General features: G+C 63.1%; 22 protein-coding genes and 1 tRNA gene. 5 read left to right on the top strand and 18 right to left on the bottom strand.

What is annotated here, in order from left to right:
• Positions 1 to 26 precede the first annotated feature (26 nt).
• Positions 27 to 599 carry an invasion associated locus B family protein gene (locus tag AC0L23_RS06775; protein ID WP_085385622.1) on the top strand — a complete coding sequence of 191 codons (573 nt, stop codon included), beginning with the start codon at positions 27 to 29 and terminating at the stop codon, positions 597 to 599.
• A gap of 79 nt (positions 600 to 678) precedes the next feature.
• On the opposite strand, the gene AC0L23_RS06770 is transcribed toward AC0L23_RS06775, so the two are convergent.
• From AC0L23_RS06770 to AC0L23_RS06745, 6 genes are all read right to left on the bottom strand, one after another.
• Positions 679 to 1,398 (bottom strand): ABC transporter ATP-binding protein, encoded by a 720-nt coding sequence (locus AC0L23_RS06770; protein ID WP_085352790.1) that lies wholly within the window; start codon positions 1,396 to 1,398, stop codon positions 679 to 681.
• Positions 1,395 to 2,162 carry an ABC transporter ATP-binding protein gene (locus tag AC0L23_RS06765; RefSeq protein ID WP_018459263.1) on the bottom strand — a complete coding sequence of 256 codons (768 nt, stop codon included), beginning with the start codon at positions 2,160 to 2,162 and terminating at the stop codon, positions 1,395 to 1,397. The genes AC0L23_RS06770 and AC0L23_RS06765 overlap by 4 nt, the downstream gene beginning before the upstream one ends.
• The gene (locus tag AC0L23_RS06760; RefSeq protein WP_085352789.1) at positions 2,152 to 3,123 is read right to left on the bottom strand and encodes a branched-chain amino acid ABC transporter permease; all 972 of its coding nucleotides are present in this window, start codon (positions 3,121 to 3,123) and stop codon (positions 2,152 to 2,154) included. Before AC0L23_RS06760 ends, AC0L23_RS06765 begins: the two co-directional genes overlap by 11 nt.
• 13 nt (positions 3,124 to 3,136) lie before the next feature.
• Positions 3,137 to 4,000 (bottom strand): branched-chain amino acid ABC transporter permease, encoded by an 864-nt coding sequence (locus AC0L23_RS06755; protein WP_473356803.1) that lies wholly within the window; start codon positions 3,998 to 4,000, stop codon positions 3,137 to 3,139.
• Between the two features lie 64 nt (positions 4,001 to 4,064).
• Positions 4,065 to 5,318, bottom strand: coding sequence for an ABC transporter substrate-binding protein (locus tag AC0L23_RS06750; protein WP_085352788.1), 1,254 nt, complete (start codon positions 5,316 to 5,318; stop codon positions 4,065 to 4,067).
• 180 nt (positions 5,319 to 5,498) lie between these two features.
• Entirely contained in the window at positions 5,499 to 5,861 is a 363-nt protein-coding gene (locus tag AC0L23_RS06745) for a DUF1428 domain-containing protein (RefSeq protein ID WP_085385621.1), read from the bottom strand.
• A 299-nt stretch (positions 5,862 to 6,160) separates the two neighbouring features.
• Between AC0L23_RS06745 and AC0L23_RS06740 the strand changes: the two genes are divergently transcribed.
• Positions 6,161 to 6,234 (top strand) — tRNA-Gln (locus AC0L23_RS06740).
• Between the two features lie 61 nt (positions 6,235 to 6,295).
• Here AC0L23_RS06740 and rnz read toward each other — a convergent pair.
• Positions 6,296 to 7,198 carry a ribonuclease Z gene (rnz, locus tag AC0L23_RS06735; RefSeq protein WP_085352786.1) on the bottom strand — a complete coding sequence of 301 codons (903 nt, stop codon included), beginning with the start codon at positions 7,196 to 7,198 and terminating at the stop codon, positions 6,296 to 6,298.
• A 264-nt stretch (positions 7,199 to 7,462) separates the two neighbouring features.
• On the opposite strand from rnz, the gene AC0L23_RS06730 reads away from it, so the two are divergent.
• On the top strand, positions 7,463 to 8,965 hold the full coding sequence (locus tag AC0L23_RS06730) for an amidase (protein WP_094183362.1): 1,503 nt from the start codon (positions 7,463 to 7,465) through the stop codon (positions 8,963 to 8,965).
• Between the two features lie 24 nt (positions 8,966 to 8,989).
• Here the strand turns inward: AC0L23_RS06730 and AC0L23_RS06725 are convergent, their stop codons facing one another.
• Complete coding sequence (locus tag AC0L23_RS06725) at positions 8,990 to 9,595, bottom strand: TetR/AcrR family transcriptional regulator (RefSeq protein WP_018459270.1); 606 nt, start codon at positions 9,593 to 9,595, stop codon at positions 8,990 to 8,992.
• Between the two features lie 199 nt (positions 9,596 to 9,794).
• On the opposite strand from AC0L23_RS06725, the gene AC0L23_RS06720 reads away from it, so the two are divergent.
• Complete coding sequence (locus AC0L23_RS06720; RefSeq protein WP_085352784.1) at positions 9,795 to 11,036, top strand: efflux RND transporter periplasmic adaptor subunit; 1,242 nt, start codon at positions 9,795 to 9,797, stop codon at positions 11,034 to 11,036.
• A gap of 150 nt (positions 11,037 to 11,186) precedes the next feature.
• A complete protein-coding gene (locus AC0L23_RS06715) occupies positions 11,187 to 14,375 on the top strand; it encodes an efflux RND transporter permease subunit (RefSeq protein WP_085352783.1) in 3,189 nt (1,062 codons plus the stop codon).
• Here the strand turns inward: AC0L23_RS06715 and AC0L23_RS06710 are convergent.
• From AC0L23_RS06710 to AC0L23_RS06665, 10 genes are all read right to left on the bottom strand, one after another.
• A complete protein-coding gene (locus tag AC0L23_RS06710; protein ID WP_085352782.1) occupies positions 14,372 to 15,100 on the bottom strand; it encodes a sulfite exporter TauE/SafE family protein in 729 nt (242 codons plus the stop codon). The genes AC0L23_RS06715 and AC0L23_RS06710 overlap by 4 nt on opposite strands.
• A gap of 14 nt (positions 15,101 to 15,114) precedes the next feature.
• Positions 15,115 to 15,291: a hypothetical protein gene (locus AC0L23_RS06705; RefSeq protein WP_240543388.1), complete on the bottom strand. Its 177-nt coding sequence runs from the start codon at positions 15,289 to 15,291 to the stop codon at positions 15,115 to 15,117.
• Positions 15,284 to 15,541 (bottom strand): hypothetical protein, encoded by a 258-nt coding sequence (locus tag AC0L23_RS06700; RefSeq protein ID WP_085352780.1) that lies wholly within the window; start codon positions 15,539 to 15,541, stop codon positions 15,284 to 15,286. The genes AC0L23_RS06705 and AC0L23_RS06700 overlap by 8 nt, the downstream gene beginning before the upstream one ends.
• 230 nt (positions 15,542 to 15,771) lie before the next feature.
• A complete protein-coding gene (locus AC0L23_RS06695) occupies positions 15,772 to 16,890 on the bottom strand; it encodes a helix-turn-helix transcriptional regulator (RefSeq protein ID WP_085352779.1) in 1,119 nt (372 codons plus the stop codon).
• A 113-nt stretch (positions 16,891 to 17,003) separates the two neighbouring features.
• On the bottom strand, positions 17,004 to 18,122 hold the full coding sequence (locus tag AC0L23_RS06690; RefSeq protein WP_085352778.1) for a helix-turn-helix transcriptional regulator: 1,119 nt from the start codon (positions 18,120 to 18,122) through the stop codon (positions 17,004 to 17,006).
• Positions 18,123 to 18,272: 150 nt separating this feature from the next.
• The gene (locus AC0L23_RS06685) at positions 18,273 to 18,521 is read right to left on the bottom strand and encodes a DUF6894 family protein (RefSeq protein ID WP_085352777.1); all 249 of its coding nucleotides are present in this window, start codon (positions 18,519 to 18,521) and stop codon (positions 18,273 to 18,275) included.
• Between the two features lie 81 nt (positions 18,522 to 18,602).
• Positions 18,603 to 19,574 carry a helix-turn-helix transcriptional regulator gene (locus AC0L23_RS06680; protein ID WP_085352776.1) on the bottom strand — a complete coding sequence of 324 codons (972 nt, stop codon included), beginning with the start codon at positions 19,572 to 19,574 and terminating at the stop codon, positions 18,603 to 18,605.
• Positions 19,575 to 19,803: 229 nt separating this feature from the next.
• Entirely contained in the window at positions 19,804 to 20,961 is a 1,158-nt protein-coding gene (locus AC0L23_RS06675) for a helix-turn-helix transcriptional regulator (RefSeq protein WP_085352775.1), read from the bottom strand.
• A gap of 320 nt (positions 20,962 to 21,281) precedes the next feature.
• A complete protein-coding gene (locus AC0L23_RS06670) occupies positions 21,282 to 21,794 on the bottom strand; it encodes a hypothetical protein (protein ID WP_085352774.1) in 513 nt (170 codons plus the stop codon).
• A gap of 62 nt (positions 21,795 to 21,856) precedes the next feature.
• Positions 21,857 to 22,306: a MaoC family dehydratase gene (locus AC0L23_RS06665; protein WP_085352773.1), complete on the bottom strand. Its 450-nt coding sequence runs from the start codon at positions 22,304 to 22,306 to the stop codon at positions 21,857 to 21,859.
• Between the last annotated feature and the right edge of the window lie 35 nt (positions 22,307 to 22,341).

The raw sequence follows: 22,341 nt of genomic DNA, 5'->3' as shown, positions 1-22,341 counted from the left end.
TCGGTTCACGTCAACGCGGTCTTGCCATGCCCTTGCAATCCAGACTTGTCGCCTTAGCAGCCGCTCTCCTGGTGTCGGCGGGTGCCGCGCATGCCCAGCAAGGCGCCAAGAAGAACGCAGCTCCGTCTGCCCCGGCGGCACAGCCCGCACCGGCTCCGACGCAGCCGCAGGCTGACGGCGCTGCGGCGCAGCAGCCCGGCTGGGTCGTGCGCTGCACCAGCGTCAGCCGCGACGCACCGCTCGAATGCGCGATGGAGCAGAACGCGGTGCTGACCAAGACCGGCCAGACCATCGTTCTGATCAACATCCGCATCGCGCCCGACACCCGCACACCGGTGGCGCTGCTGCAATTGCCGCTTGGCCTCAACCTTCCCATCGGCGCCAAGCTCCAGGTTGACGAGGGCAAGACGGTCGATCTCCAGATCCAGACCTGCGAGAACCGCGGCTGCTACGCCTCCTCGCCGATCGCGCCGGACCTGCTTGCGACTTTGCGGTCGGGCAAGCAGCTCAAGGTCTCCTTCCAGAACATGGCGAAGGAAACGATCGCGATCCCGATGCCGCTCGGCGATTTCGCGGCGGCCTACGACAAGATCAAGTAGCGACGCCTCGCCGTTACTGTTGCATATCCATATTGCAGCCCAACGCCCCCGATACCGGGCGCCTCCAGGCGGAAATCGGTCAGTCCACGCCCAGATAAGCCTTCTGCACCTGCGGATCCTCCGCGAGCGCCGCCGCCGTGCCTGATAGCACGCTCTTGCCGACCTGGAGCACCGTGGCGAAATCCGAGACCTCCAGTGCGAGCTCGATCGACTGCTCGGCGAGCAGAATGGTCAGGCCCTCGCGATGCAGGCGGCCGAAGGTCTCGTACATGGACTCGACCACCGCCGGCGCGAGACCGAGCGAAGGTTCATCCAGCATCAACAGCTTCGGGTCGCTCATCAGCGCGCGCCCGACCGCGAGCATCTGCCGTTCGCCACCGGACATGGTGCCGGCACGCTGGTTGCGGCGCTCCTTCAGGCGCGGAAAGATCTCGTAGACACGTTCGAGCAGCGTGGCCTGGCGCGACTTGTCGCGCAGCGGCGTTGCGCCAAGCATCAAATTGTTCTCGACGCTCTGCTGCACGAACAGCCGCCAGCCTTCTGGCGACAGCGCCAGCCCCTTGCGCACGATCGCAAAGGCTCTCTCGCCGGCGATATCCTCGCCGCGAAAGCGGATCGATCCGGAATGCACGGGAATGAGGCCGGCGATCGCGTTCAGCGTCGTGGTCTTGCCGCCGCCATTGGAGCCGAGTAGCGCCACGACGCTGCCTTCAGGAACCTCCAGCGAGACGTCGGACACGCCGATGAGATCGCCGTAGCGCACCTCGAGGTGCTCGATCCGCAGCAACGGCCCGCTCATAGGTCCGGCCCGCCCATCAGTTCGACCGGCGTGTGGCCGGCCGCTGCCTTGGCTGCACGCTTGCCGAGATAGGCCTCGATCACCGCCGGGTTGGATGTGACCTCGCGCGGCGATCCGCGGGCGATCTCCTTGCCCTGGTGGAACACCATCACGCGGCTGGCGAGTGACATGATCACTTCCATGATGTGCTCGACGATCACGAGGGTGATGCCGGAACGATGGATGTCGCGCACGAGGTCGATGGCGAGCCTCACCTCATGGGCGTTGAGGCCGGCCATGGCTTCGTCGAGCAGAAGCACCTTCGGTTCGGTTGCCAGCGCCCGCGCGATCTCCAGCCGCTTGCGACCGGGGGTGCCGAGCGAGCGCGCCGGCGCATCCGCAAGCCTGATCATGCCGACGCGCTCGAGCACCGCGCGCGCCCTGGTCTCGGCGTCCTTGCGATGCGAGGTGCGCAGGAATGCGCCGATCATGACGTTCTCCAGCACCGTCATGCCCTCAAATGTCTGCGGCACCTGGAAGGTTCGAGCGAGCCCAAGCCCGGCGCGCAGCTCCGGCGCGAAGTCGGTGATGTCACGGCCCTCGAACAGGACGCAGCCCGAAGTGGTCTTGAGATCGCCAGTCAGGCAATTGAAGAAGGTGGACTTGCCCGCGCCATTCGGGCCGATCAGGCCGAGGATGTCGCCTTGCTCCAAGGTCACGGAGGCATCGTCCACCGCCTTGAAGCTTCCGAACGCCTTCGTAATTTCGCGTGCCTCAAGGAGCATGGCCAGCTCCCGTGTCCTTCGTCGGCTTGCTGCGCCGAGTGAACAGGCTGAGCAGACCGCCGGGCTGGAAGCGCGCGATCACCACGATGATCGCGCCATAGAGCACGAAGGTGAGCCCGGCGCCCTTGCCGCCGAGCCAGCTGTTCGAGATCTCCTCCAGCGGCACCAGGATCGCGGCACCGACCAGGGGCCCGAACAACAGCCCTGCCCCGCCCAGCGCCGCCATGATCAGGATTTTCACCGAAATCAGGATCCCGAACCCGGACTCGGGGTCGACGAAGCCGAACATCATGGCATAGAGCGCGCCGGCGACGCTCGTCAGCGCCGCACTCAGCATGTAGGCGTGGAGCTTGGTGCGACTGGCGGGCGCGCCGAGCGAGCGCGCCGCGCGCTCGGAGTCCTTGATCGCGCGCAGGTAAAATCCCATGCGGCTGTTGGTCATCCACCAGGTGATCAACAGCGTGATCACGAGGATTGCGAGGAAGAGATAGTAATACGGCAGCGACGACAGGAACGAGAGATCGAAGATGTTGCGCGGCACGGTCGGCCCTGAGAGCCCGACGGCCGCACCGAGCCAGTCGGTGTTGGTCACGATCAGCCGCATCGTCTCGGCGACCGCGATGGTCGCCATACTGAAATAATGGCCCGACAGACGCAGCGTCGGCACGCCGATGATCGCGGCCAAGCCCACGGCGAGCACGATCCCGCCGGGGATGCCGAACAGGGGCGACAGGCCGAACTTTGCGTAGGATCCCATCGCGGCATAAGCACCGCAGCCGAAAAAGACGACGTGGCCGACCGAGACCTGGCCGGCATAGCCGCCGACGATATTCCACGCGGACGCTGCAATCGCATAAAGCAGCACCAGCGCGCCCAGACGCTGCTGGAACGGCGAGGACAGCAGCAGCGGATAGCAGATCGCGAACGCTGCGACGACCGAGAGCCAGATCAAGCGCCGCATCACAGCCTTCCCATCAGGTCTTGCCCATCAGGCCTTGCGGCCGGAACCAGAGGAAGAGCAGGAACAGGGCATAGACGACGATGTCCTTGTAGATCGCGCCGATCAGATAGCCCGACAGCGATTCGATCATGCCGATCAGCAGGCCTGCGACAAGGGCGCCCGGCACACTGCCAAAACCGCCGAGCGACACCGTGACGAAGGCGACGATGCCAAGCGTCTCGCCGACGGTCGGCACGATGTAGAAGAAGTTCGCAATCAGCGCGCCGGCAAGTCCGGTGGCACCGGCCGCAATCGCCCAGGCGATCGCCTGCATGGTATCGGGACGGATGCCCATGAGCTGGGCCGCTGTTTGATCCTCCGCCACCGCCAGCATTTTCGAGCCGAGCGAGGTCCGCGTGAGCAGCAGATGCAGCCCGAGCGTGACCAGCAGCGCGACCACGCCGGCAAGCAGCCGCGAGGCCTCGATGCGCAGGCCCGCGAACGCATAAGTGCCGCCCACGATGTCCGGAGGCATCGACAGGAAGTTGGCCCCGAACCACCAGAACACGGAATAACGCAGCAATAGCGCAAGCCCGAAAGTGCCGAGGATCTGCGCCAGCATCGGTCCCTTCATGATATCGCGGATCAGGGCGAAATAGACCACGACGCCGACGGTCGCGAGCACCAGGGTTGCCAGCGGCGCGCCGAGGATCGGCCCTCCTCCCAACAGCGTGTAGACGACATAGGCGACGTACATGCCGAGCATGACGAAATCGCCATGCGCGAAATTGACGATGTTCATCATGCCCCACACCAGCGTGAGGCCTGAGGAAAACAGGGCATAGACAGCGCCAAGCAGAAGTCCGCCGACGATCACCTGCACGAGTACAAAGGACATGAGCCAGCGTTGCTCTGATCAAATCATTTCGGAAATGGCGGGGCGCGCAGCCCCGCCTTCAATCTCACCAGCCCTTGTAGGGCAGCACCGGCGCCTTCGCGGCGTTTGCCTTCGGCCATACCGCGGTGTAGTTCTCGCCATCCTGGAGCTGGATGATGAGCCCGGAGGCGAGGATATTCTGGCCCTTGTCGTCAAACTTCACGCCCTTGTAACCCATCATCAATTGCTCGGGCTTCAGATCGGTCGTCTTCAACGCGGCCTGGATCTTTGCCGGGTCGGTCGAGCCGGCGCGGTCGATCGCGTCGGCCAGCACGAAGAAGCCCTGCATCTGACGGCCGACGGTGTCGTCCATCTCCTCGCCGCTCTTCTTCTTGTACATGTCGGCGATGATGGCCGATGGTGAGCCGGCCGGCCCCACCGACCATGACGAACGGTTGAAGACGCCTTGCGATATCTTGCCGACCGCCTTGATGAAGGAGGGATCGGAATAGCCGGCGTCATCGGCCAAAAGAACCGCCGGCTTGTAGTCAAGCGACTGCATGGTCTTGGCGAACAGGATCGCATCCGACGTGTAGCTGATCATGATGATCACGTCGGGCTTCTTCTCCTTGAGCTGGAGCACCTGGCCCTGAACGTCAGTCGCATTGACGGGATAGGCGACGTCAACTGCGATGACTTGGCCCTTCTCCTTGAAGGCGGCGCTGATCGTGTTGGCGACCGAGGTGCCGTATTCGGTGTTGTCGTGAACCAGCGCGATTGCATCGGTCTTGGCGCCCTGCGCCTTGATGTCGGCGAGGAAATCGACATAGGCCTTGGCGAAGTCGGTGGCGATCGGCGTGGTGCGGAAGAACCATTTGAAGCCGCGCTCGGTGAGATTGGCGGCGACCGACTCGGAGTTCAGAAAGGGAATGCCGTATTTTTCAGCGATGGCGCTCGAGGTCAGCGTGACGCCGGACTGATACGAGCCGAACACGGCGGCTACCTTGTCTTCCGTGATCAGGCGCAGCGCCTGGTTCTGGCCTGTCGCCGGGTTGCCCTGGTTGTCGGCGAACACGATCTCGATCTTGGCGCCGCCGAGGCCCGCAAGGCCTGCGTTCTTGGCCAGCGGCAGAGTGCCGAGCTCGGGATGAGCGTTGTTGATGATGTCCATTGCGACCTCGAGCGCCGCCTTGGCGTGCGCCCCGATCGAGGCGGTGCCGCCGGACATCGGCAGGATCGCGCCGATCTTGACGACCTTGTCCTGGGCCTGCGCGGCTGAAGCGAGCGCAAGGGACATCGCGGCCGCGCAAAGCAGCCCGGTGACGTGCTTCAATCTCATGAAATCAAACCTCCCAAGGGTTTCCCCAACCAGTTTTTTTGGAAGCTCGGCTAAGCGCCCGCTTCCGGTTGTTTATGCCTGGCGATGAGAGGATGGCATGCTGGCCCCGTACCGGCAAGTAAAACGGCTTGCCACGACGCTGCATGGACAAGCACCGACGTGTGGGCCGGGTCAGCGCCCTTACCCCATCACGTCGCTCGCCCGCAGCAGCGTCGTGAAGCCGCCGTAGATCATGCGCTTGCCGTCGAACGGCATACCATCCAACTTCAGCCGCGGGTCCGCCATCACCTTCTTGTTGACGGTGTCGCGAGTCTCCCGGTCGCGATAGACGATCCAGGCGAACACCACGATCTCGTCCTCCTTCGCCATCACCGCGCGCGGAAACGAAGTCAGCTCGCCGTAGGGCACGTCGTCGCCGATGCATTCGACATAATCGAGCGCACCGTGCTCCATCCAGATCGCGCAGGCCGTTTTCGCCAGCGCCTTGTAAGCCTCGATGTTGTCCTTCGGCACGGCCAGCACGAAACCATCGACATAGGGCATCACGGATCTCCTTGGGTTGTGTGTCCGAAGGACGATGCGGTGCGTGACGATCCGACCAGGAAACGTGATTTTCGGATGAGGCAAACGGTCGCGCACCGCCGCGGCGCTCCGCCGGAGCCCATGATGCCGCGGCCCGCACGTCCCATGTGGACCGCAAAACATCCCTGCGTCGCAGCGCTTGCCAGCCCACAGCCGAGCGGGTAGAAACCCTCCACGCTTGAGCCGTGATTTGCGCGATAAGTGCCATCGGCCACAGCCGGACAAATCAACAAGTCATTGAATTTGTTCGGCTATTCCGTTGGGGAATGGTGTAACGGTAGCACAACAGACTCTGACTCTGTTTGTCTAGGTTCGAATCCTAGTTCCCCAGCCACCGCAGGTTAAGCAGCTCACAAACAGACCGTCAGAGATTGCGCTCTCTTTGAGCGGTGCCGCTAAATCACGACGCGATCGAAGTCGGCGGCGATCCGCGTGTTTGGAAAAATCGCTGTCGCTTCGGCCAGAATCTCTTCGTCGCGATAACGCCCCGACATGTGATTCAGCACGAGTTGCCTGACGTTGTTCGCGGCGGCAAATGAAGCCGCCTCGCGCGCGGTGAGATGACCATAGTCCCGGGCGGTCGCGGCGTCGCGATCGAGGAAGGTCGCCTCGATCACCAGCAGATCGGCGTCGGCGACATGCCTGGACAGCCCGTCAGTGGTTTCGGTGTCGCCGATGACCACAATCTTCCTGCCGCCGCTCGGCGGCCCCATGACGTCTTCGGGATAGATCGTGCGGCCGGCGATCACGACTGGTCGTGCCGCGGCCAGTTCTCCGCGCAGCGGCCCATCGGGAACACCGAGCTCGGCGAGGCGCTCCCGCTCAAGATGGCGGCGTGCCGGACTCTGGAAGCAAAAACCAAAGCTGTCGGTGTCGCGGTGACGAACCGGAAAGCAATCGATGGTGAAGTCGCCGGCGTCGATAACCTGTCCTTCGGTCAGCGGTGCGAACTCCACCGGGATCGGCGCCCTGCCCGCGCCCCACAGGCCGGCAAGCATGCGGATGACGATGTCGAGCGTGCCCTGGCCTCCATAGACGGTCATCGCGTCCGATTGCTGACGCAACCCCAGCGTCGAGAAGAGACCGGGGATACCGAGCACGTGATCGAGATGGGCATGCGTCAGCAGAATGCGGTCAAGCCGTCGAAAGCCCGCGCCGCTGCGCAGCAACTGGCGCTGCGTGCCCTCGCCGCAATCGATGAGGACGCGCTTGCCCGTGGCCTCCACCAGGAGAGCCGGATGGTTGCGCTCCGCCGACGGAACGCTGGCGGAGGTCCCAAGGAATGTCAGGGCGAACATGGTCGTCAGTATCCAGGCTTCGCCGCCCCCAATGCCACGTGAGCAGCAGCCCGTACAGAGCCCTCGATCGCGCATAGACCGCGGCAAGCAGTGGGTATCCCGCGATCTGATGGCCAGGCGCCGCCTCCGGCCCCCGACCGGCGGACAGATCTGGTTCCCGTTGCGTGGCCTCCTCATACCATCCGCCAAATTGCATGCTCGATACTCGGATCGATTTGCAGCCGAGCGACATCGACGCGGCGATGCAAGACAATGGAGATCGTGATGCCGCCCGGATTGACCGCCACTGACTGGGACTACGGCTCGATCAGCACATTGCTGAGCGCCCTGCACGCGCGCAAGCTTTCTGCGTCCGAGTTGATCGAGCATACGATCGCGCGCATCGAGGCGCTGGACGGGCAGATCAATGCCGTCATCGTTCGCGATTTCGATCGCGCACGAGACGCCGCGCGCGCCGCCGATACCGCACTTGGTCGCGGCGAGCGGCAGCCATTGCTCGGCATCCCCTTGACGTTGAAAGAACCGTTCAACGTCGCCGGCCTGCCGACGACGTGGGGCTTTCCGCATTTCAAAGATTTCCAACCCGCGGAGGACGCCCTTGTCGTCTCGCGGTTGAAGGCGGCGGGTGCTGTCATCATCGGCAAGACCAATATCCCGATCGGCCTCAGAGATTTCCAGAGCTACAATGACATCTACGGTACGACGAACAATCCGTGGGATCTCGGCCGATCGCCCGGCGGCTCTTCAGGCGGATCAGGAGCGGCGCTGGCTGCGGGATTCGGACCGCTGTCGATCGGCTCGGATATTGGCGGCTCGATCCGGGTGCCCGCGCATTTCTGCGGTGTGTTCGGACACAAGCCGAGCCTCGGCCTCGTCCCGCTACGCGGATACAGCCTTCCGCCGGCACCGCCCGTTGCCGGCCAGGGTGATCTCGCCGTCGTTGGACCAATGACGCGCACTGCCTCGGATCTCGCACTCGCGCTCGACGTGATCGCCGGCCCCGACGAGACGCGCGACGGGATCGGCTATCGTCTTGCGTTGCCGGCCTCACGACACGACCAGCTCAGGGGTTTCAGGATTCTCGTGATCGATACGCATCCGTTGATGCCGACAGGCGATGCCGTGCGTTCCGCCATCGGGCGGTTGTCGGAACGGCTCGAACGATCAGGCGCACGCGTCGCGCGCTCGAGTGCGTCTCTGCCCGATCTCGCCGAATCCGCCCGCCTTTACATGAAGCTGTTGAACGCAGCGCGAAGTCCACGCCTGACACCGGCCGCCCTCGCAGAGGCGCAAGGAGTTGCCGCAGAACTCTCGCCCGACGACCGCAGCCTGCAGGCCGAGCGCGCGCGCGGCTGGGCGATGGTCCATCGCGAATGGCTGGCGACCGACGCGGCGCGCCTGCGGCTGCAACAACGATGGCAGGAGCTGTTCCGCGAGTTCGACGCAGTAATCTACCCGGCCGCCGCCGTACCGGCCTTTCCCCAGGACCAGTCCGAGCCGTTCGACGCGCGGCAACTCGATATCGATGGACAGCTCTATCCCTATGCCGATGCGTGCTTCATCTGGGCAGACCCCGCTTCGACCTGCGGACTGCCTGCAACGGCCGTTCCGATCGAGCGCACGCCATCGGGCCTGCCGATCGGCGTCCAGATCATCGGGCCTTATCTCGAGGACCGCACACCGATTGCGCTCGCCGGACTGATCGAACGCGCGTTCGGCGGCTTCGTCCCGCCGCCGTCGCTGTCTGCCACGCAATCGGTGAGATGATAGAGGCGAAGACGACAACGCTCGTCATGTTCTTGCAGTCGACTGCGCCTCGACCGCCTGCACCGCCACGCTCGCGACCTGCTGCAATGCCTCGCGGTCGGAGCCTGAGGACGCCATCACGCCCATGCCGACCGAGACGGCCGAAACGTAGCGCGCGAGTGCCGCGGGATCCGAGGTCGGCTTGAGATCGCCTTCGGCCTTGGCGCGAACAAAACGATCGCGAAGCTGGTCCTCGTTCTGGGCGCGCCGAGCGGCGAGTTCGAAGGGGACGCTTTCTGATCCGGTGCCGCATGCAATGCCGCCCTGCACGAGCAGGCAACCGGGCGGGTTGGCGGGATCGGTCTGCTTGTCGGCGATGCCCATCAGCATCCGTTCGGCGACGTCGCGGGCAGTCGGCGCTGCCACGACCTCGTCCATCCAGACGGTGCGCAGTTTGGTATAGCGGTCGAGCGCGGCCTTCAGCAGCCCTTCCTTGTTGCCAAAACAGGCGTAGAGGCTGGGCGGATTGATCCCCATGGCCTCGGTCAACTGAGCGATCGTGGCACCCTCATAACCATGGCGCCAAAACACTTCCATCGCCTGGTCCAACGCCGTTTCGGCGTCGAATTCGCGGGGGCGTCCCATGCCCATTTGCCTGTTCTCCTCGAAATCGGCGTCGTCCCTGACCCTAACGCCGGATCCTATCTCTTTGTTCTCGCTTTATTTTCTCTTCCACTTGCCAATACTTGCGGTAAGCGGCTACAATTTTCTTAGCGAATGGTACATAAGTATCTTGCGCTGCGGTATCCAGCTCCACATCTGTAGTGAACACTACATATCTGGAGCGCAAATGCCCCCCTCCCAAAATACCACTCGCCCCGGCCATGTCCGCCGCCTTCTGAGCGGCGTCGCCATCGTGGGCGCTCTCGCCGTAGCCGGCTCGATCGCGACCGGCCATTACTTTCGTGCCGCGCAGGCGACCGCGACCGCCGCGGCCGAGCAAGCCGTCCCTGTCACGGTCGCGCTGATCGAACCAAAGCAGACCGTGCTGTGGGACGATTTCTCCGGTCGGCTCGAGGCCATTCAACGCGTCGAGCTTCGCCCGCGCGTGGCCGGCGCGATCCTGTCGGCCAACTTCATCGAAGGCGCGCTGGTGAAGGCTGGTGACATCCTGTTCAAGATCGACCCGGCGCCCTACGCAGCCGAGGTCGACAAGGCCGCGGCCCAGCTCGAAGCTGCGAAAGCGCGCGTCGTGTTCACGCAGAATGAACTTGAGCGCGGCGCGCAGCTGGTCGGCAACGCCGTGGTGACGCGGCGCGACTACGACCAGCGCGACAACGCCAACCGCGAGGCCATCGCCAACGTGAAGGCAGCCGAGGCGACGCTCCAGACCGCAAAGCTTAATCTCGACTACACCGAGGTACGTGCACCCGTGGACGGCCGCGTCGGCAAGATCGAAATCACCGTCGGCAATCTCGTCGCCGCCGGCACCGCCTCCCCCGTGCTGACCTCGCTGGTCTCGGTCAATCCGATCTACGCGTCGTTCGATGCGGATGAGGAGGTGGTGCTGCGGGCGCTGAACTCGATCGCAGATGTCTCCGGCAAGCGCGGCAATTTGGACCAGATCCCGGTGGAGATGACGACCTCAGGCGGCCTCTCGGCCAAGGGCCACATCCAGCTCATCGACAACCAGGTCAACGGCCAGAGCGGCACCATCCGTGTCCGCGCGGTGTTCAGAAACGAGGACGGGCGTCTCATCCCCGGCCAGTTCGCCCGCGTGCGCATGGGCCAGCCCAAGCAGCAATCGCTGGTCATGATCGACGAGCGCGCGATCGGTACCGACCAGGACAAGAAGTTCGTGATGGCGGTCGGCGACGACAGCCGCGCGGTCTACCGGCCGATCACCCTCGGCGGCTCGGTCGACGGGTTGCGTATCGTGACGACGGGACTGAAGACCGGCGATCGCATTATCGTCAACGGCCTCCAGCGCGTGCGTCCCGGCGCCCTGCTCAAGACGGAGATCGCGTCGATGGGCGCGCGCGGGCCGCAGCAGGCCTCCAACCACAGCAAACAGGACGTGGTGCAACGCTAGCATTCTCCGCTTCCGGAGCGCGCGGGCAGCGCGAGCCGGAATGTCGAATTTGTTGAACTACCAAGACATCACTTCTGGATTTCCGGATTTGCGGGCTTTTCCCGCGCCCGGGAATGGCGGGAGGGTCGTCTCTCGCGCAGGGGCAAAGCCATGAATCTCTCGAAGTTCTTCATCGATCGTCCGATTTTTGCCGGTGTGCTCTCGGTCCTGATCTTCCTCGCCGGCCTGATCTCGCTGTTCGCGATGCCGATCTCGGAATATCCCGATGTCGTGCCGCCCTCCGTCCTCGTGCGCGCGACCTATCCCGGGGCCAATCCCAAGGTGATCGCCGAGACGGTGGCGACTCCCATCGAAGAGCAGATCAACGGCGTCGAAGGCATGCTGTACATGTCAAGCCAGGCGACCACCGATGGCGCGATGACGCTGACGGTGACATTCCGGCTCGGCACCGATCCTGACAAGGCGACGCAGCTGGTGCAGAACCGTGTGCAGCAGGCCGAGCCGCGCCTGCCCGCCGTGGTGCGGCAGCTCGGCATCATCACCAAGAAGTCGTCGCCCGACCTCACCATGGTCGTGCATCTGTTGTCGCCCACCGGCCGCTACGACATGACGTATTTGCGCAATTACGCCGTGCTCAATGTCAAGGACCGTCTTGCACGGATCGACGGCGTCGGCGACGTCCAGCTCTATGGCGCCGGCGACTATTCGATGCGGGTCTGGGTCGATCCGCAGAAGGCTGCCGAACACGGGCTCACCGCAAGCGACATCGTCAAGGCGATCCAGGCGCAGAACGTCGAGGCCGCTGCCGGCGTGGTCGGCTCCTCCCCGAATGTCAAGGGCATCGACCTGCAGCTGTCCGTCAACGCGGAAGGGCGGCTTGCGAACGAAGAGCAATTCGGCGACATCGTGGTCAAGACCGGTACGCGTGGCGAAGTCGTGCGCTTGCGCGACGTCGCCCGCATCGAGCTCGGCGCGTCCGAATACGGCCTGCGCTCGCTACTCGACAACAAGCAGGCAGTGGCGATTCCGATCTTCCAGGCGCCCGGCTCCAACGCGCTGGAGATCTCCGATCATGTCCGTGCCACCATGGCCGAGATCAAGAAGAATATGCCGGAAGGCGTGTCCTACCAGATCGTTTACGATCCCACCCAGTTCGTGCGCTCCTCGATCGAGGCCGTCATTCACACGCTGCTGGAGGCGATCGCGCTGGTGGTGCTGGTGGTGATCCTGTTCCTGCAGACCTGGCGCGCCTCGATCATTCCGCTGCTGGCGGTGCCCGTGTCGATCGTCGGCACATTCGCGGTCATGCACGTGTTCGGCTTCTCGATCAACGCGCTCAGCCTGTTCGGGCTCGTGCTCGCAATCGGCATCGTCGTCGACGACGCCATCGTCGTAGTCGAGAACGTCGAACGCAACATCGAGGGAGGGCTGTCGCCGCGCGACGCCACCTACCAGGCGATGCGCGAAGTGTCGGGGCCGATCATCGCGATTGCGATGGTGCTGATCGCGGTGTTCGTGCCGCTCGCCTTCATCTCCGGCCTCACCGGGCAGTTCTACAAGCAGTTCGCGCTGACGATCGCGATCTCGACCGTGATCTCCGCCATCAATTCGCTGACGCTGTCGCCTGCGTTGTCGGCGCTGCTGCTCAAGGGACACAATGAGCCGAAGGACCGGCTGACGATCATCATGGAAAAGGGCCTTGGCTGGTTCTTCCGTGGCTTCAACAAGGTGTTCACACGCTCGTCGGAGAATTACAGCGGCACCGTCACCAAGGTGATATCAGGCAAGGCCGCAGTGATGGGACTGTATGTGGTGTTGATCGGCGTGACCGCGCTTCTGTTCCAGCAGGTGCCGAGCGGCTTCGTGCCGGGCCAGGACAAACAGTATCTGGTCGGCTTCTCGCGGCTGCCCGACGGCGCAGCGCTCGATCGCACTGAAGAGGTGATCCGCAAGATGAGCGACATCGCGCTGACCCAGCCAGGTGTCGAGAGTTCGGTCGCCTTTCCGGGCCTGTCGATCGCCGGCTTCACCAACTCCTCCAATGCCGGCATCGTGTTCTCCACGCTCAAGCCGTTCGACGAGCGCAAGGATCCTTCTCTCAGCGGCCCCGCGCTGGCGGCCGAGCTGAACAAGAAATATGCCGGCATCCAGGAAGCCTTCATCGCCATGTTCCCGCCGCCGCCGGTCAACGGCCTTGGCACCATCGGCGGCTTCAAGCTGCAGATCGAGGACCGTGCCGGTCTCGGTTATGAGGCGCTGAACGAGGCGACCAAGGCGTTCATGGCCGCGATGCAGAAGGCGCCGGAGATCGCCGGCGTGTTCTCGAGCTTCCAGGTCAACGTGCCCCAGCTGTTCGCCGACATCGATCGCACCAAGGCGCTCCAATTGGGCGTGCCCGTGACGGAGGTGTTCAACACGCTGCAGATTTACCTGGGCTCCTACTACGTCAACGACTTCAACAAGTTTGGCCGCACCTATTCGGTCCGGGTGCAGGCCGACGCGCCGTTCCGCGCCCGCGCCGACGACATCCGGCAGTTGAAGGTGCGCTCGTCCTCGGGCGACATGGTGCCGCTCTCGGCGCTCTTGAGCGTTCGCCAGAGCGCGGGACCCGAGCGGGCGATCCGCTACAACGGCTTCCTGTCCTCCGATATCAACGCGGCGGCTGCTCCCGGCTTCTCCTCCGGACAGGCGCAGGAGGTCGCGACGCGGATCGCGGCGGAGACGCTGCCGCCCGGCTTTGCCTTCGAATGGACCGACCTGACCTATCAGGAGTTCATCGCCGGCAATTCCGGACTGTGGGTGTTTCCGCTGGCGATCCTCCTGGTGTTCCTGGTGCTGGCCGCGCTCTATGAGAGCCTGACCTTGCCGCTCTCGATCATCATGATCGTGCCGATGGGTCTGCTGGCTGCTATGTTCGGTGTCTGGATCTCCAAGGGCGACAACAACGTCTTCACCCAGATCGGCTTGATCGTGCTGGTGGGACTCTCGGCCAAGAACGCGATCCTGATCGTCGAATTCGCGCGCGAGCTCGAATTCGCAGGCCGCACCCCGATCCGGGCCGCAATCGAGGCGAGCCGGCTGCGGTTGCGCCCGATCCTGATGACGTCGATGGCGTTCATCATGGGCGTGCTGCCGCTGGTGCTCTCGACCGGGGCCGGCTCGGAGATGCGGCGCGCCATGGGCGTCGCCGTGTTCTCCGGCATGATCGGCGTCACCGTATTCGGCCTGTTCCTGACGCCGGTGTTCTATGTGCTGCTGCGGACCGTCACTGGCATGAAGCCGCTGACGCATCACGGCAGCGACACCAGCGCGGCGCCGGTGCAACCCGTCGGGCACTAGATCAGGGAAATCCCCGACAGCAACAACAAAACGAGCACGGTCTTGCGAAAGACCGTCTCGTTGACCCTGTGGAACGCGATCACGCCCAGCGCGGAGCCTGCGAACAGCGCCGGCAGGCTAACCGCGAGATCGACGAAGACCTTTGACGACAGATCCTGATGTCCGAACAGCAGCGCGATCGCGAACAGCTGCATCGCGGCGATGAACGGCTGCACCAGGCCGCGCTGCTCGCTCTTGGGCATGCCGCGCATGTCGCACCAGATCGTCGGGATCGCGCCCGGCATCGCGGTCAGTCCGCCGACCAGTCCTCCACCGAACCCGATCAACGCGACCCAGTGCCGCCCGACCGCCTCGCCGGCCGTCACCAGCGTCGGCCGCAGCAGCATGTAGGCCGCATAGAGCGCAACGATAATGCCGAAGCCGCGCCGGAGCAGATGCGTATCGGTGCTCTGGAGCAGCGACACCGCGATGGGAACGCCGATCAAGCCGCCGACGATCAGCAGCAGACTGCCTTCCCAGCGGATATTGCGCCGAAGCGACCACAGATTGGTGGCCTGCACGCCGATGCTGCACGCCATCATCAGCGGTACGGCTTCGAGCGGCTGAAACACCCGGAGCAGGATGGCACCCGCTACCGCGGAAAAGGCAAATCCCGAGAGTCCGGAGACAAAGGCGCCGGCGAACACGGCAACGCTGAGCAGCATCAGAGTCGTGACATCAGGCACAATTTGCCCTCCGATCAATCGTAGGGAATTTGCGAGACGGGGACATCGGCGCTCTCGGTGCAAACGGTCGGCACGAGTGGAACCGACGGCTGCGCGTAAGCATGAGATCGCTCCAGCATCGCGAGGCCGACCAGTTGGAGAGCGACGAGCGCTGCCGTCAGCGCGATTGCGACGATGCTGGCGTTACGCACGTTCGAATTTGGGGTGGTCGCTCGTGCGCTCGCGCGGATCAACTCCGTTGGCATTTTCAAAGATATCCTCTTCACGGGAAACGGGAATAATTTCATTCAAACACGGCGCTTCGTGCGGCTGGTCCAGCAGGTGGCGATAGCGCCGCAACACGCGCTCCGCGTCGATTTCCCGCTGCGCGCGGAGTACCGCGCCCATGCGGGCGACGATATCGCGGAATCTTCCTGTCAGAACTGGTGACGCCGTCCGCATGACAATCTCCTCTCAACCTGCACGAGAGATTGACGGAATTCGTTTCCGCTCGCAGTGAGTTGCTTCACAAAAATGTCTGGTAGGTCGAACGACAGATCGTGTGACGTCTAGTAGAAGACAACGCGGAAAATCGCGTCATTCGATCGAACGACGTGCGATAACTTTCTAATGATGCTTGTGATTGAACCTATTGCGAGCTACGGCGACTCGCCTGCGTTTTTGAACGCGTCTCAGTGCACGAGCGGATTGGAAAATCCAGCTGCGAGCTTGACGAGATCGGCCTGACGAGAAACGCCGGTCTTGGCGAACACGCGATGCAGATGCGTCTTCACCGTCGTCTCGGCGATACCGAGCGCAACCGCCGTCTCCGGCACGCCGCCGACATCGACGATTGACTGCAAGACCCTCAGTTCGGCAGGCGTGAGCTCGAAGGTGCGGTCAATGAGCCCGGCACACGAGCGGCCGTCGAGTTCCGCTTTCCAGATGAACAGGGCTCCCACTGCCGAACTGCGCTCGGCCACCCCGTCGCGCAGCAATGATGGCAGCGCGATGATTTGCGCGACGTAGTAGGAACCGTCATGCGACATCAACGGAATTTTCCGTCCCGAAGATGCCGCCAACGCGACCTCGCTGGTGTCACGGAAAATATCGCGCAAGGCTGAATTGGCAGCGGAAGATCTTGCCACCAGCCTGCCCGAGACAGACCGCAGGACATCGTCGACGTCTAGGATCGTCGCCGCGGCCGGATTGCTGTGGATGATATGACAGGTCGAATCGAGCAGGATGACACCGGCATTCAGTCGGTCCACGACGTCGGCAAGCGCGACCGCGCGCTGCTGCTTCCGCTCGATCGCCCGGTTGATCAACAGCGCCCGGCTCGCATGCGGAGCCAGGAACTGCATTCGCGCCCGCTGTTCCGCGCCGAGCATCTCCCTGCCCGGGATCACGGTCATCAGCATCGGACACGGCGACTTCGACTGCTCCAGCACCACGTTGGCGACGTCGACGCAGCCCTGGGGGCGCAGCCATTCCTGGTAGAAGCGGCCGCGGCGGTATTCGTCGAAATCCACGAGATCAGGGATATTGCGCACCTCGCCATAGCGCGGAAGCCGAGCAAGCGGGTCGTATCGGGAGTAGGTCTCCGCATAGAGCTGAATGTAGTACGGATCGACCCCGCAATAATAATGCGTCGCGCCTGATTTGCTGACCGGGTCCTTCGAAATCAGACCACAGGCTTGGCTGCCAATGAAGGCATTGAGTTTGACAACGACCTCGCTCCACAACTCCGGGTGGAGACCCGCGTCATAGATAGTCTCGATCAACTCGGACGGTTTTGGAGGTCGGGGCATCGGAAGAGCCAATGGTGACACATGGAGATGGCGAAATGTTCTTCATGCCTGGCGGCTTCCGTGAGTCTTTCGCGGGAGCGAAAGGTTCAATCGTGAAGGCAAAATTCAACAGTCTAGTTCACAAGCGGATTGGAGAATCCTGCCGCGAGCTTAACGAGATCGGCCTGACGCGAAACGCCCGTCTTGGCGAACACGCGATGCAGATGCGTCTTCGCCGTCGTTTCCGCGATACCGAGCGCGACCGCCGTCTCCGGGATGCCGCCAACCTCGACGATCGACAGGAACACGCGCAACTCGGCCGGTGTAAGGTCGAAGGTCTGCGCGATCAATTCGCCGTAGGACTGTCCGCCGAGCGATACCTTACGCAGCAGCAGCGCACCGACGGCATCGACCACCCGCTCGCTGCCGTCCCGCAGGACGGACGACAGCGGCAGGATGTGCGCGACGTAGAGCTCGCCCGATGGCGAAAGCAGCGAAAACGCGTGCCCCTTTGCGGCAAGCAGCGCAATTTCATGGCGGGTCGCGAACGCTTCCCGCAGCGTCTGATTGGCCTCCGCACTGCTGGTCACCAATTGCCCGGCAACGGACCGAACCAGATCCTCCGCCGCAAGCAAGTCGTGCCCCGCGGAATTCGCGTGCACCACCCGGCAGAATCCATCGAGCAGGAAGATGCCGCAGGCCAGATTGTCCGGGACCTCTGCCAGCGCCGTCGCCAGCGTCAGCTGCGAGGCCATGGCGCGGTTGATCAGCAACGCACGGCTGGCGTGCGGGACGATCAGCGAGAGGCGGTGCTTCATCACCGGATCCACCATCCGGCGACCCGACAGCACCGTCATCATCACGGTGCAGCTCGCATTCGAATTCTCGAGCACGACGTTAGCCGCATCGCTGCAACCCTGCGGCCGCATCCATTCCTGGTAAAAGCGTCCTCGCCGATATTCATCGAAGTTGACGAGATCCGGGATGCTGACGATCTGGCCATGCGGCGGCAGGACCGTCAGCGGATCGAACTTCGAATGCGTCTCGGAATAGAGCCGGATGTAGTGCGGGTCCGCCCCGCAATAATAGTGCGTGACGCCGAATTTGCTGATCGAGTCCTTGGAAAACAACCCGCAGGCCTGGCCGCCGACGAAGTCGCGGATGCCGGTGACGACGTTATTCCACAGCGAGGGATCGAGCCCGGCATCGTAGATGGCCTCGACCAGGTCGGGCAGTTTCCGTGGTCCGTGCATGGCTATAAATGGCCTGGGTGATCAATATCACCAAGCATACCACAACCACAGCATGCGGCATCCTCCGATCGGATGAGGCGTCGCCCGGCAACGAGCGGATATTCGTTTCGGGTGCTACTGATGCAGAGTCGCGATACCGTACCGGGACGCTCACATCTCGTCCCAGCCGACCTTCGCCATATTCTCCGACCAGACCGCGGCGCGATAGATCTCGCGCCCGTCGGCATTTCTGACCCGGATGCAGGCATCGCGGTCGCGCAAATCGTCGCGCCAGACGAACAAGTGGCTTGCCATCTCGTTGGCCACCACGAATGTCGCTTCGGGGCATTCGAACACCATGCCGCCCGGATCGATCTTCACGATATTGCCGATCATAAGGTCAAAGAAAAAACGGCGCATGCAACACTCCAACTGGGGGCGGCGCACGCCCGCCCGTGCTGTCTCCAAGCGGCATTTGACTTGAAATTCAGTCGTGCGCGGTCACGACATTTCGCCGCTCCTGACGTTACTGGGCGTGGCGCCATAAGTTCGACGGAAGCAGCGGTTAAAATAGGAGAGATCGCCGAAGCCGACATCGTAGGCGATCGAGCTGACCGTCCGCTCGGCGTATCCGGGTTCCCGCAACATGCGATGGGCGCGCTTGACGCGTTGTTCGATCACGAAGGACGAGAACGTCTTGCCGTCGGCCTCGAACAGGCGCTGGAGATAACGCGGCGTCACGCCGAGCTCCTGGGCGACTGTGGCCACCGACAGGTCCTGCCGCCAGCAATTGTTGGCGATGGAGACTTTGGCCTTCTGCAGCCGTGCCGCCTTCACGGCGCGCCGCCCGGCCAGCTCCCGGGGCTCGTTGGTGGCACCGAGAACGATTGCCAGAAGATCGTGCAGATGCCCGACCCCGAGCTGGCGCAAATTTGGCGTCGCGAACGCCTTCTCTCGCACCAGTGTCTCCGCATAGTTGACCAGCAATCGAAGTCCTGTCGAGCTCTCCGGCATGACACGCATTACGGCGTCATCGACATCCACGATCATCGGCGCCAGCACGCGTCTCGGCACGCGTAGGGAGAAGCAGCTGCCCAGCGACAATCGCTCGAACGTCGTGACGTCCTCCGCGCTGGTCAGGACCGCCTCCCCTGCACGAAGGCTCAGATCGTGTCCCCGCTCGGATATTCCAAGTACGCCAGATCGATTCACGATCAGGGCCAGGCTGTCGTCGCCATCGGCAACCAGGTGTTTGGTGCGACTGACGCGCGCTCCGCACAATCCTCCGATCAGCAATTGGGCTTCCGGCAAGACGTGGGACGTGAAGCTCGCCGTAGCCGGCTTTCCTTCTCTCGCCTCGACCTCCGCCTTCAACACCCCGCGGCAGTAGAAATCGCGAAGCAGCGGGATACGCTCGTTTTCGGGAATTTCGTTCGTCGAAACATTAATAATGGAAAAATCAAACTGGCTCACTGCAATCCTCCAACCGACGAGCAGGTCCGGCCGTGCGCTGTCGTTTCCTCACACTCGCGTTTGACGCCGTCGTCGCATCTCTTCGTGGCGCTTGCTGCTCTTCACTTTTCTGGAGCGCGATATACGAAAGTATCAAATGACTCGCGTCCTGCATTCGGAGGACACGGGAGCTCGGCTCATCACAATGCATTGAGATCGCGGCACGTATCGGCGAGCCTTGTGAAATGGATCACACGGCGTCGTCACCGCCATTCGTTCGATGCGCGAATGGAACGGCAAAGCCGGTGGCGATCTTGACCAAGTCGGCCTGCCTGCCGGTGCCGGTCTTCTCGAACAGGCGACCGAGATGCGTCTTCACCGTCGTTTCGGCGATGCCGAGCTTTGCCGCAATGTCGGGAACACCGCCAATCTCGATGATGGCCATTAAAACGCGCAGTTCGGACGGTGTCAGCCTGAAGGCCGCCGCAATCGCATCAGCCGCGAGCCATGTCGCCGCCGATGCCTTCTGAACGAACAGCACCGTGGCTGCAGCATCTCGCGATGGAGTGCGACAGCGCTTCAAGGGAAAGGCGTGGAGCAGATAGTGCTGTCCATCAACTGATGTCGCAAGCTCGATCTGGCGGCGGGCAGCGGAACGAGTTTCGCTGCCTGAATCGATTTCGCACAGGCCGCGGAATATTTTATCAGTCTGGGTGTTGCGGGCCACGATCCGGTCGCCGACCATTGCGAGCAGGCTGGCATCGGCGAACAGCCCGCGGCATGCTGCGTTGGCATGCACGACGCGGCCATCTGCGTCGAGCAGGCAGATCGCCGTGCTCAGCCCATCCAAGACCTCGGCAAGGTCGTCCACGGTATGCGAGCGTGCCCTGATCTGTCGGCCCATGATCCTGGAGCGCTGAAGGTGCGGAGCCAGCAGCCGCATGCGCTCACGCATCGGCTCGTCAACCATTCCGCGCGACCGGTGGCGCAACACCTGCAGGATTGTGGTGCGCGTGTCCGACTTCTCGAGGGCAACGGTTGCAAGGTCTATCGCTCCTTGCGGTTCCACCCACTCGCGATAGAAGCTCGTTGCCAGAAAATCCGCCTGAGGCATGATGTCGGCTACGCCGATCGTCTGCTCCGCCGCGAGCGTAAAATGGCGATCGAGTAGAGGGTCCAGCTCCACATATCGGTCGCGATAAAGCTGGCGGAAGCGGGATTCGGTGCCAAAATGCTCGTGGATCTCGATCGAGAGCCTGGCTCTGTCCCTGGACAGGATGGTCGCGGCACATCCGCCGACGAAATGCGAAACCTGTTCCAGCACCCCGCTGCGCAGTGCGGGATCGACCGCGGCGTCGTAGATCTCGCCGACAAGGGACGAGAATCGATTTGCGTGGAGGATTGTCATCGGCCGGACGACGCAATCTGCGTATGGCTCGGGCGTGCGAGAAAGATCGCGATCCGGGGACTGGCGAAGGAGACGGGCCGTTCAATGGCCGCCTTCGACGGGGAGAAAACGTTGCAACGAAATGCTGGAATATCGAACATCGTCCTTGCGTAACGTCAACCGCAGGATGCGGCTTGGACGTTTTCGCCAAAGACTAGGATAAATGCGAACAGCGCGCGGACTGTGTGCGATGAGTCACGCGTGCGATGCGTCAGGCAGCGCGCGCACCGCAGAACCCTGTCGCCACCGATCCCGCCGGCCTCGCATTCGGCTCCGGCAGTTTACTTGCGATTCTCCTCGCAGAATTTCAATGCCGCCAGCGCTTCACCGGCACGCGGCACCTGCATCTCGATGCTGTCGTCGTCATCGTCCTCGAAATCGAGCGAGAGACGCTTGGCCTTGGACAGCCGGTCCATCATGGACTGCTCGTATTCGAAGATGCCGCGCACGGTAGTTTTGTCCATGACCTCCCACTTCGCCTTCTTCATGATATCGGCGTCGTCGGTGCCGACATCGGCCCGGAGGATCTCGCCGACCTTGTCCCACTCCCAACCGTCATAGATCATCACGATCACGATCGCCTTCTCGGAATAGGTGATGACGATGACGTAGTCCCGGTTCTCGTCTTCCTTGTCCTTGTAGCCGCGGCTCGCATTGCAATGCGCGTCCTGCATACGCTTTTCGATGGTCCAGTCGCCGACCTTGGATTGTTGCGCCTGCACCGGTCCTGCGGTCAAAGCGACTGCGCTCAAGGCGCCTGCCAGGAGCCCGGCGGCGAGAAGATATCGTTTCATGTCAGCCTCCAGCGTGTTCCCCGGACTGAGATGACCACCTCTGCCGGTGACCCGCAAGGGCTTCAGGCGGTTCGCCGCGGCACGATCGCGATCGGGGTGAAGGTGTAAACCTCCTCGCCGTTCTGGTTGAACATGGTCCATTTCACCAGTGCGATACCCTGCGGCTTCGACTTCGACGGCGTCAGGCTCATGACCTCCCCGACCAGATGCAGGCGGTCATCGGGCCGTACCGGGATGGTCCAGCGCAGCCCGTCGACGCCGGCGCCGATCAACGGATGCGGGCCGAACGGGCGGGTCTGGATCGCGAGGCTCATGGCAATCGCGGCGGTGTGCCATCCCGAGGCAGCGAGACCCCTGAACAGGGTCTGCTTGGCGGCTTCGTGGTCGAGATGCATCGGCTGCGGATCGAACTCGGCCGCGAACCGCTTGATGTCGGCCTCGGTGACGTGAACTTCGGGGGATTTGAACTGCATTCCAATGGTGAGATCGTCGAACCACTCGACCTGCGCCATGATTTCGCCTCGCAATGTGATGCGCCGCCTCGCGG

The sequence above is a fragment of the Bradyrhizobium sp. MI1.4 genome (assembly GCF_055811315.1).
The sequence above is the reverse complement of the archived record's forward strand: the minus strand, read 5'-3'. Positions and strand labels throughout refer to the sequence as shown.

What these genes read in the sequence shown, in the direction of transcription:
- AC0L23_RS06720 (WP_085352784.1), top strand. Translation starts at nt 9,795, where the DNA reads ATGCCCCCCTCCCAAAATACCACTCGCCCCGGCCATGTCCGCCGCCTT.
- AC0L23_RS06670 (WP_085352774.1), bottom strand. Translation starts at nt 21,794, where the DNA reads ATGAAACGATATCTTCTCGCCGCCGGGCTCCTGGCAGGCGCCTTGAGC.
- AC0L23_RS06770 (WP_085352790.1), bottom strand. Translation starts at nt 1,398, where the DNA reads ATGAGCGGGCCGTTGCTGCGGATCGAGCACCTCGAGGTGCGCTACGGC.
- AC0L23_RS06765 (WP_018459263.1), bottom strand. Translation starts at nt 2,162, where the DNA reads ATGCTCCTTGAGGCACGCGAAATTACGAAGGCGTTCGGAAGCTTCAAG.
- rnz (WP_085352786.1), bottom strand. Translation starts at nt 7,198, where the DNA reads ATGTTCGCCCTGACATTCCTTGGGACCTCCGCCAGCGTTCCGTCGGCG.
- AC0L23_RS06700 (WP_085352780.1), bottom strand. Translation starts at nt 15,541, where the DNA reads ATGCGGACGGCGTCACCAGTTCTGACAGGAAGATTCCGCGATATCGTC.
- AC0L23_RS06730 (WP_094183362.1), top strand. Translation starts at nt 7,463, where the DNA reads ATGCCGCCCGGATTGACCGCCACTGACTGGGACTACGGCTCGATCAGC.
- AC0L23_RS06745 (WP_085385621.1), bottom strand. Translation starts at nt 5,861, where the DNA reads ATGCCCTATGTCGATGGTTTCGTGCTGGCCGTGCCGAAGGACAACATC.
- AC0L23_RS06760 (WP_085352789.1), bottom strand. Translation starts at nt 3,123, where the DNA reads ATGCGGCGCTTGATCTGGCTCTCGGTCGTCGCAGCGTTCGCGATCTGC.
- AC0L23_RS06750 (WP_085352788.1), bottom strand. Translation starts at nt 5,318, where the DNA reads ATGAGATTGAAGCACGTCACCGGGCTGCTTTGCGCGGCCGCGATGTCC.
- AC0L23_RS06695 (WP_085352779.1), bottom strand. Translation starts at nt 16,890, where the DNA reads ATGCCCCGACCTCCAAAACCGTCCGAGTTGATCGAGACTATCTATGAC.
- AC0L23_RS06690 (WP_085352778.1), bottom strand. Translation starts at nt 18,122, where the DNA reads ATGCACGGACCACGGAAACTGCCCGACCTGGTCGAGGCCATCTACGAT.
- AC0L23_RS06685 (WP_085352777.1), bottom strand. Translation starts at nt 18,521, where the DNA reads ATGCGCCGTTTTTTCTTTGACCTTATGATCGGCAATATCGTGAAGATC.
- AC0L23_RS06715 (WP_085352783.1), top strand. Translation starts at nt 11,187, where the DNA reads ATGAATCTCTCGAAGTTCTTCATCGATCGTCCGATTTTTGCCGGTGTG.
- AC0L23_RS06755 (WP_473356803.1), bottom strand. Translation starts at nt 4,000, where the DNA reads ATGTCCTTTGTACTCGTGCAGGTGATCGTCGGCGGACTTCTGCTTGGC.
- AC0L23_RS06725 (WP_018459270.1), bottom strand. Translation starts at nt 9,595, where the DNA reads ATGGGCATGGGACGCCCCCGCGAATTCGACGCCGAAACGGCGTTGGAC.
- AC0L23_RS06675 (WP_085352775.1), bottom strand. Translation starts at nt 20,961, where the DNA reads ATGACAATCCTCCACGCAAATCGATTCTCGTCCCTTGTCGGCGAGATC.
- AC0L23_RS06775 (WP_085385622.1), top strand. Translation starts at nt 27, where the DNA reads ATGCCCTTGCAATCCAGACTTGTCGCCTTAGCAGCCGCTCTCCTGGTG.
- AC0L23_RS06665 (WP_085352773.1), bottom strand. Translation starts at nt 22,306, where the DNA reads ATGGCGCAGGTCGAGTGGTTCGACGATCTCACCATTGGAATGCAGTTC.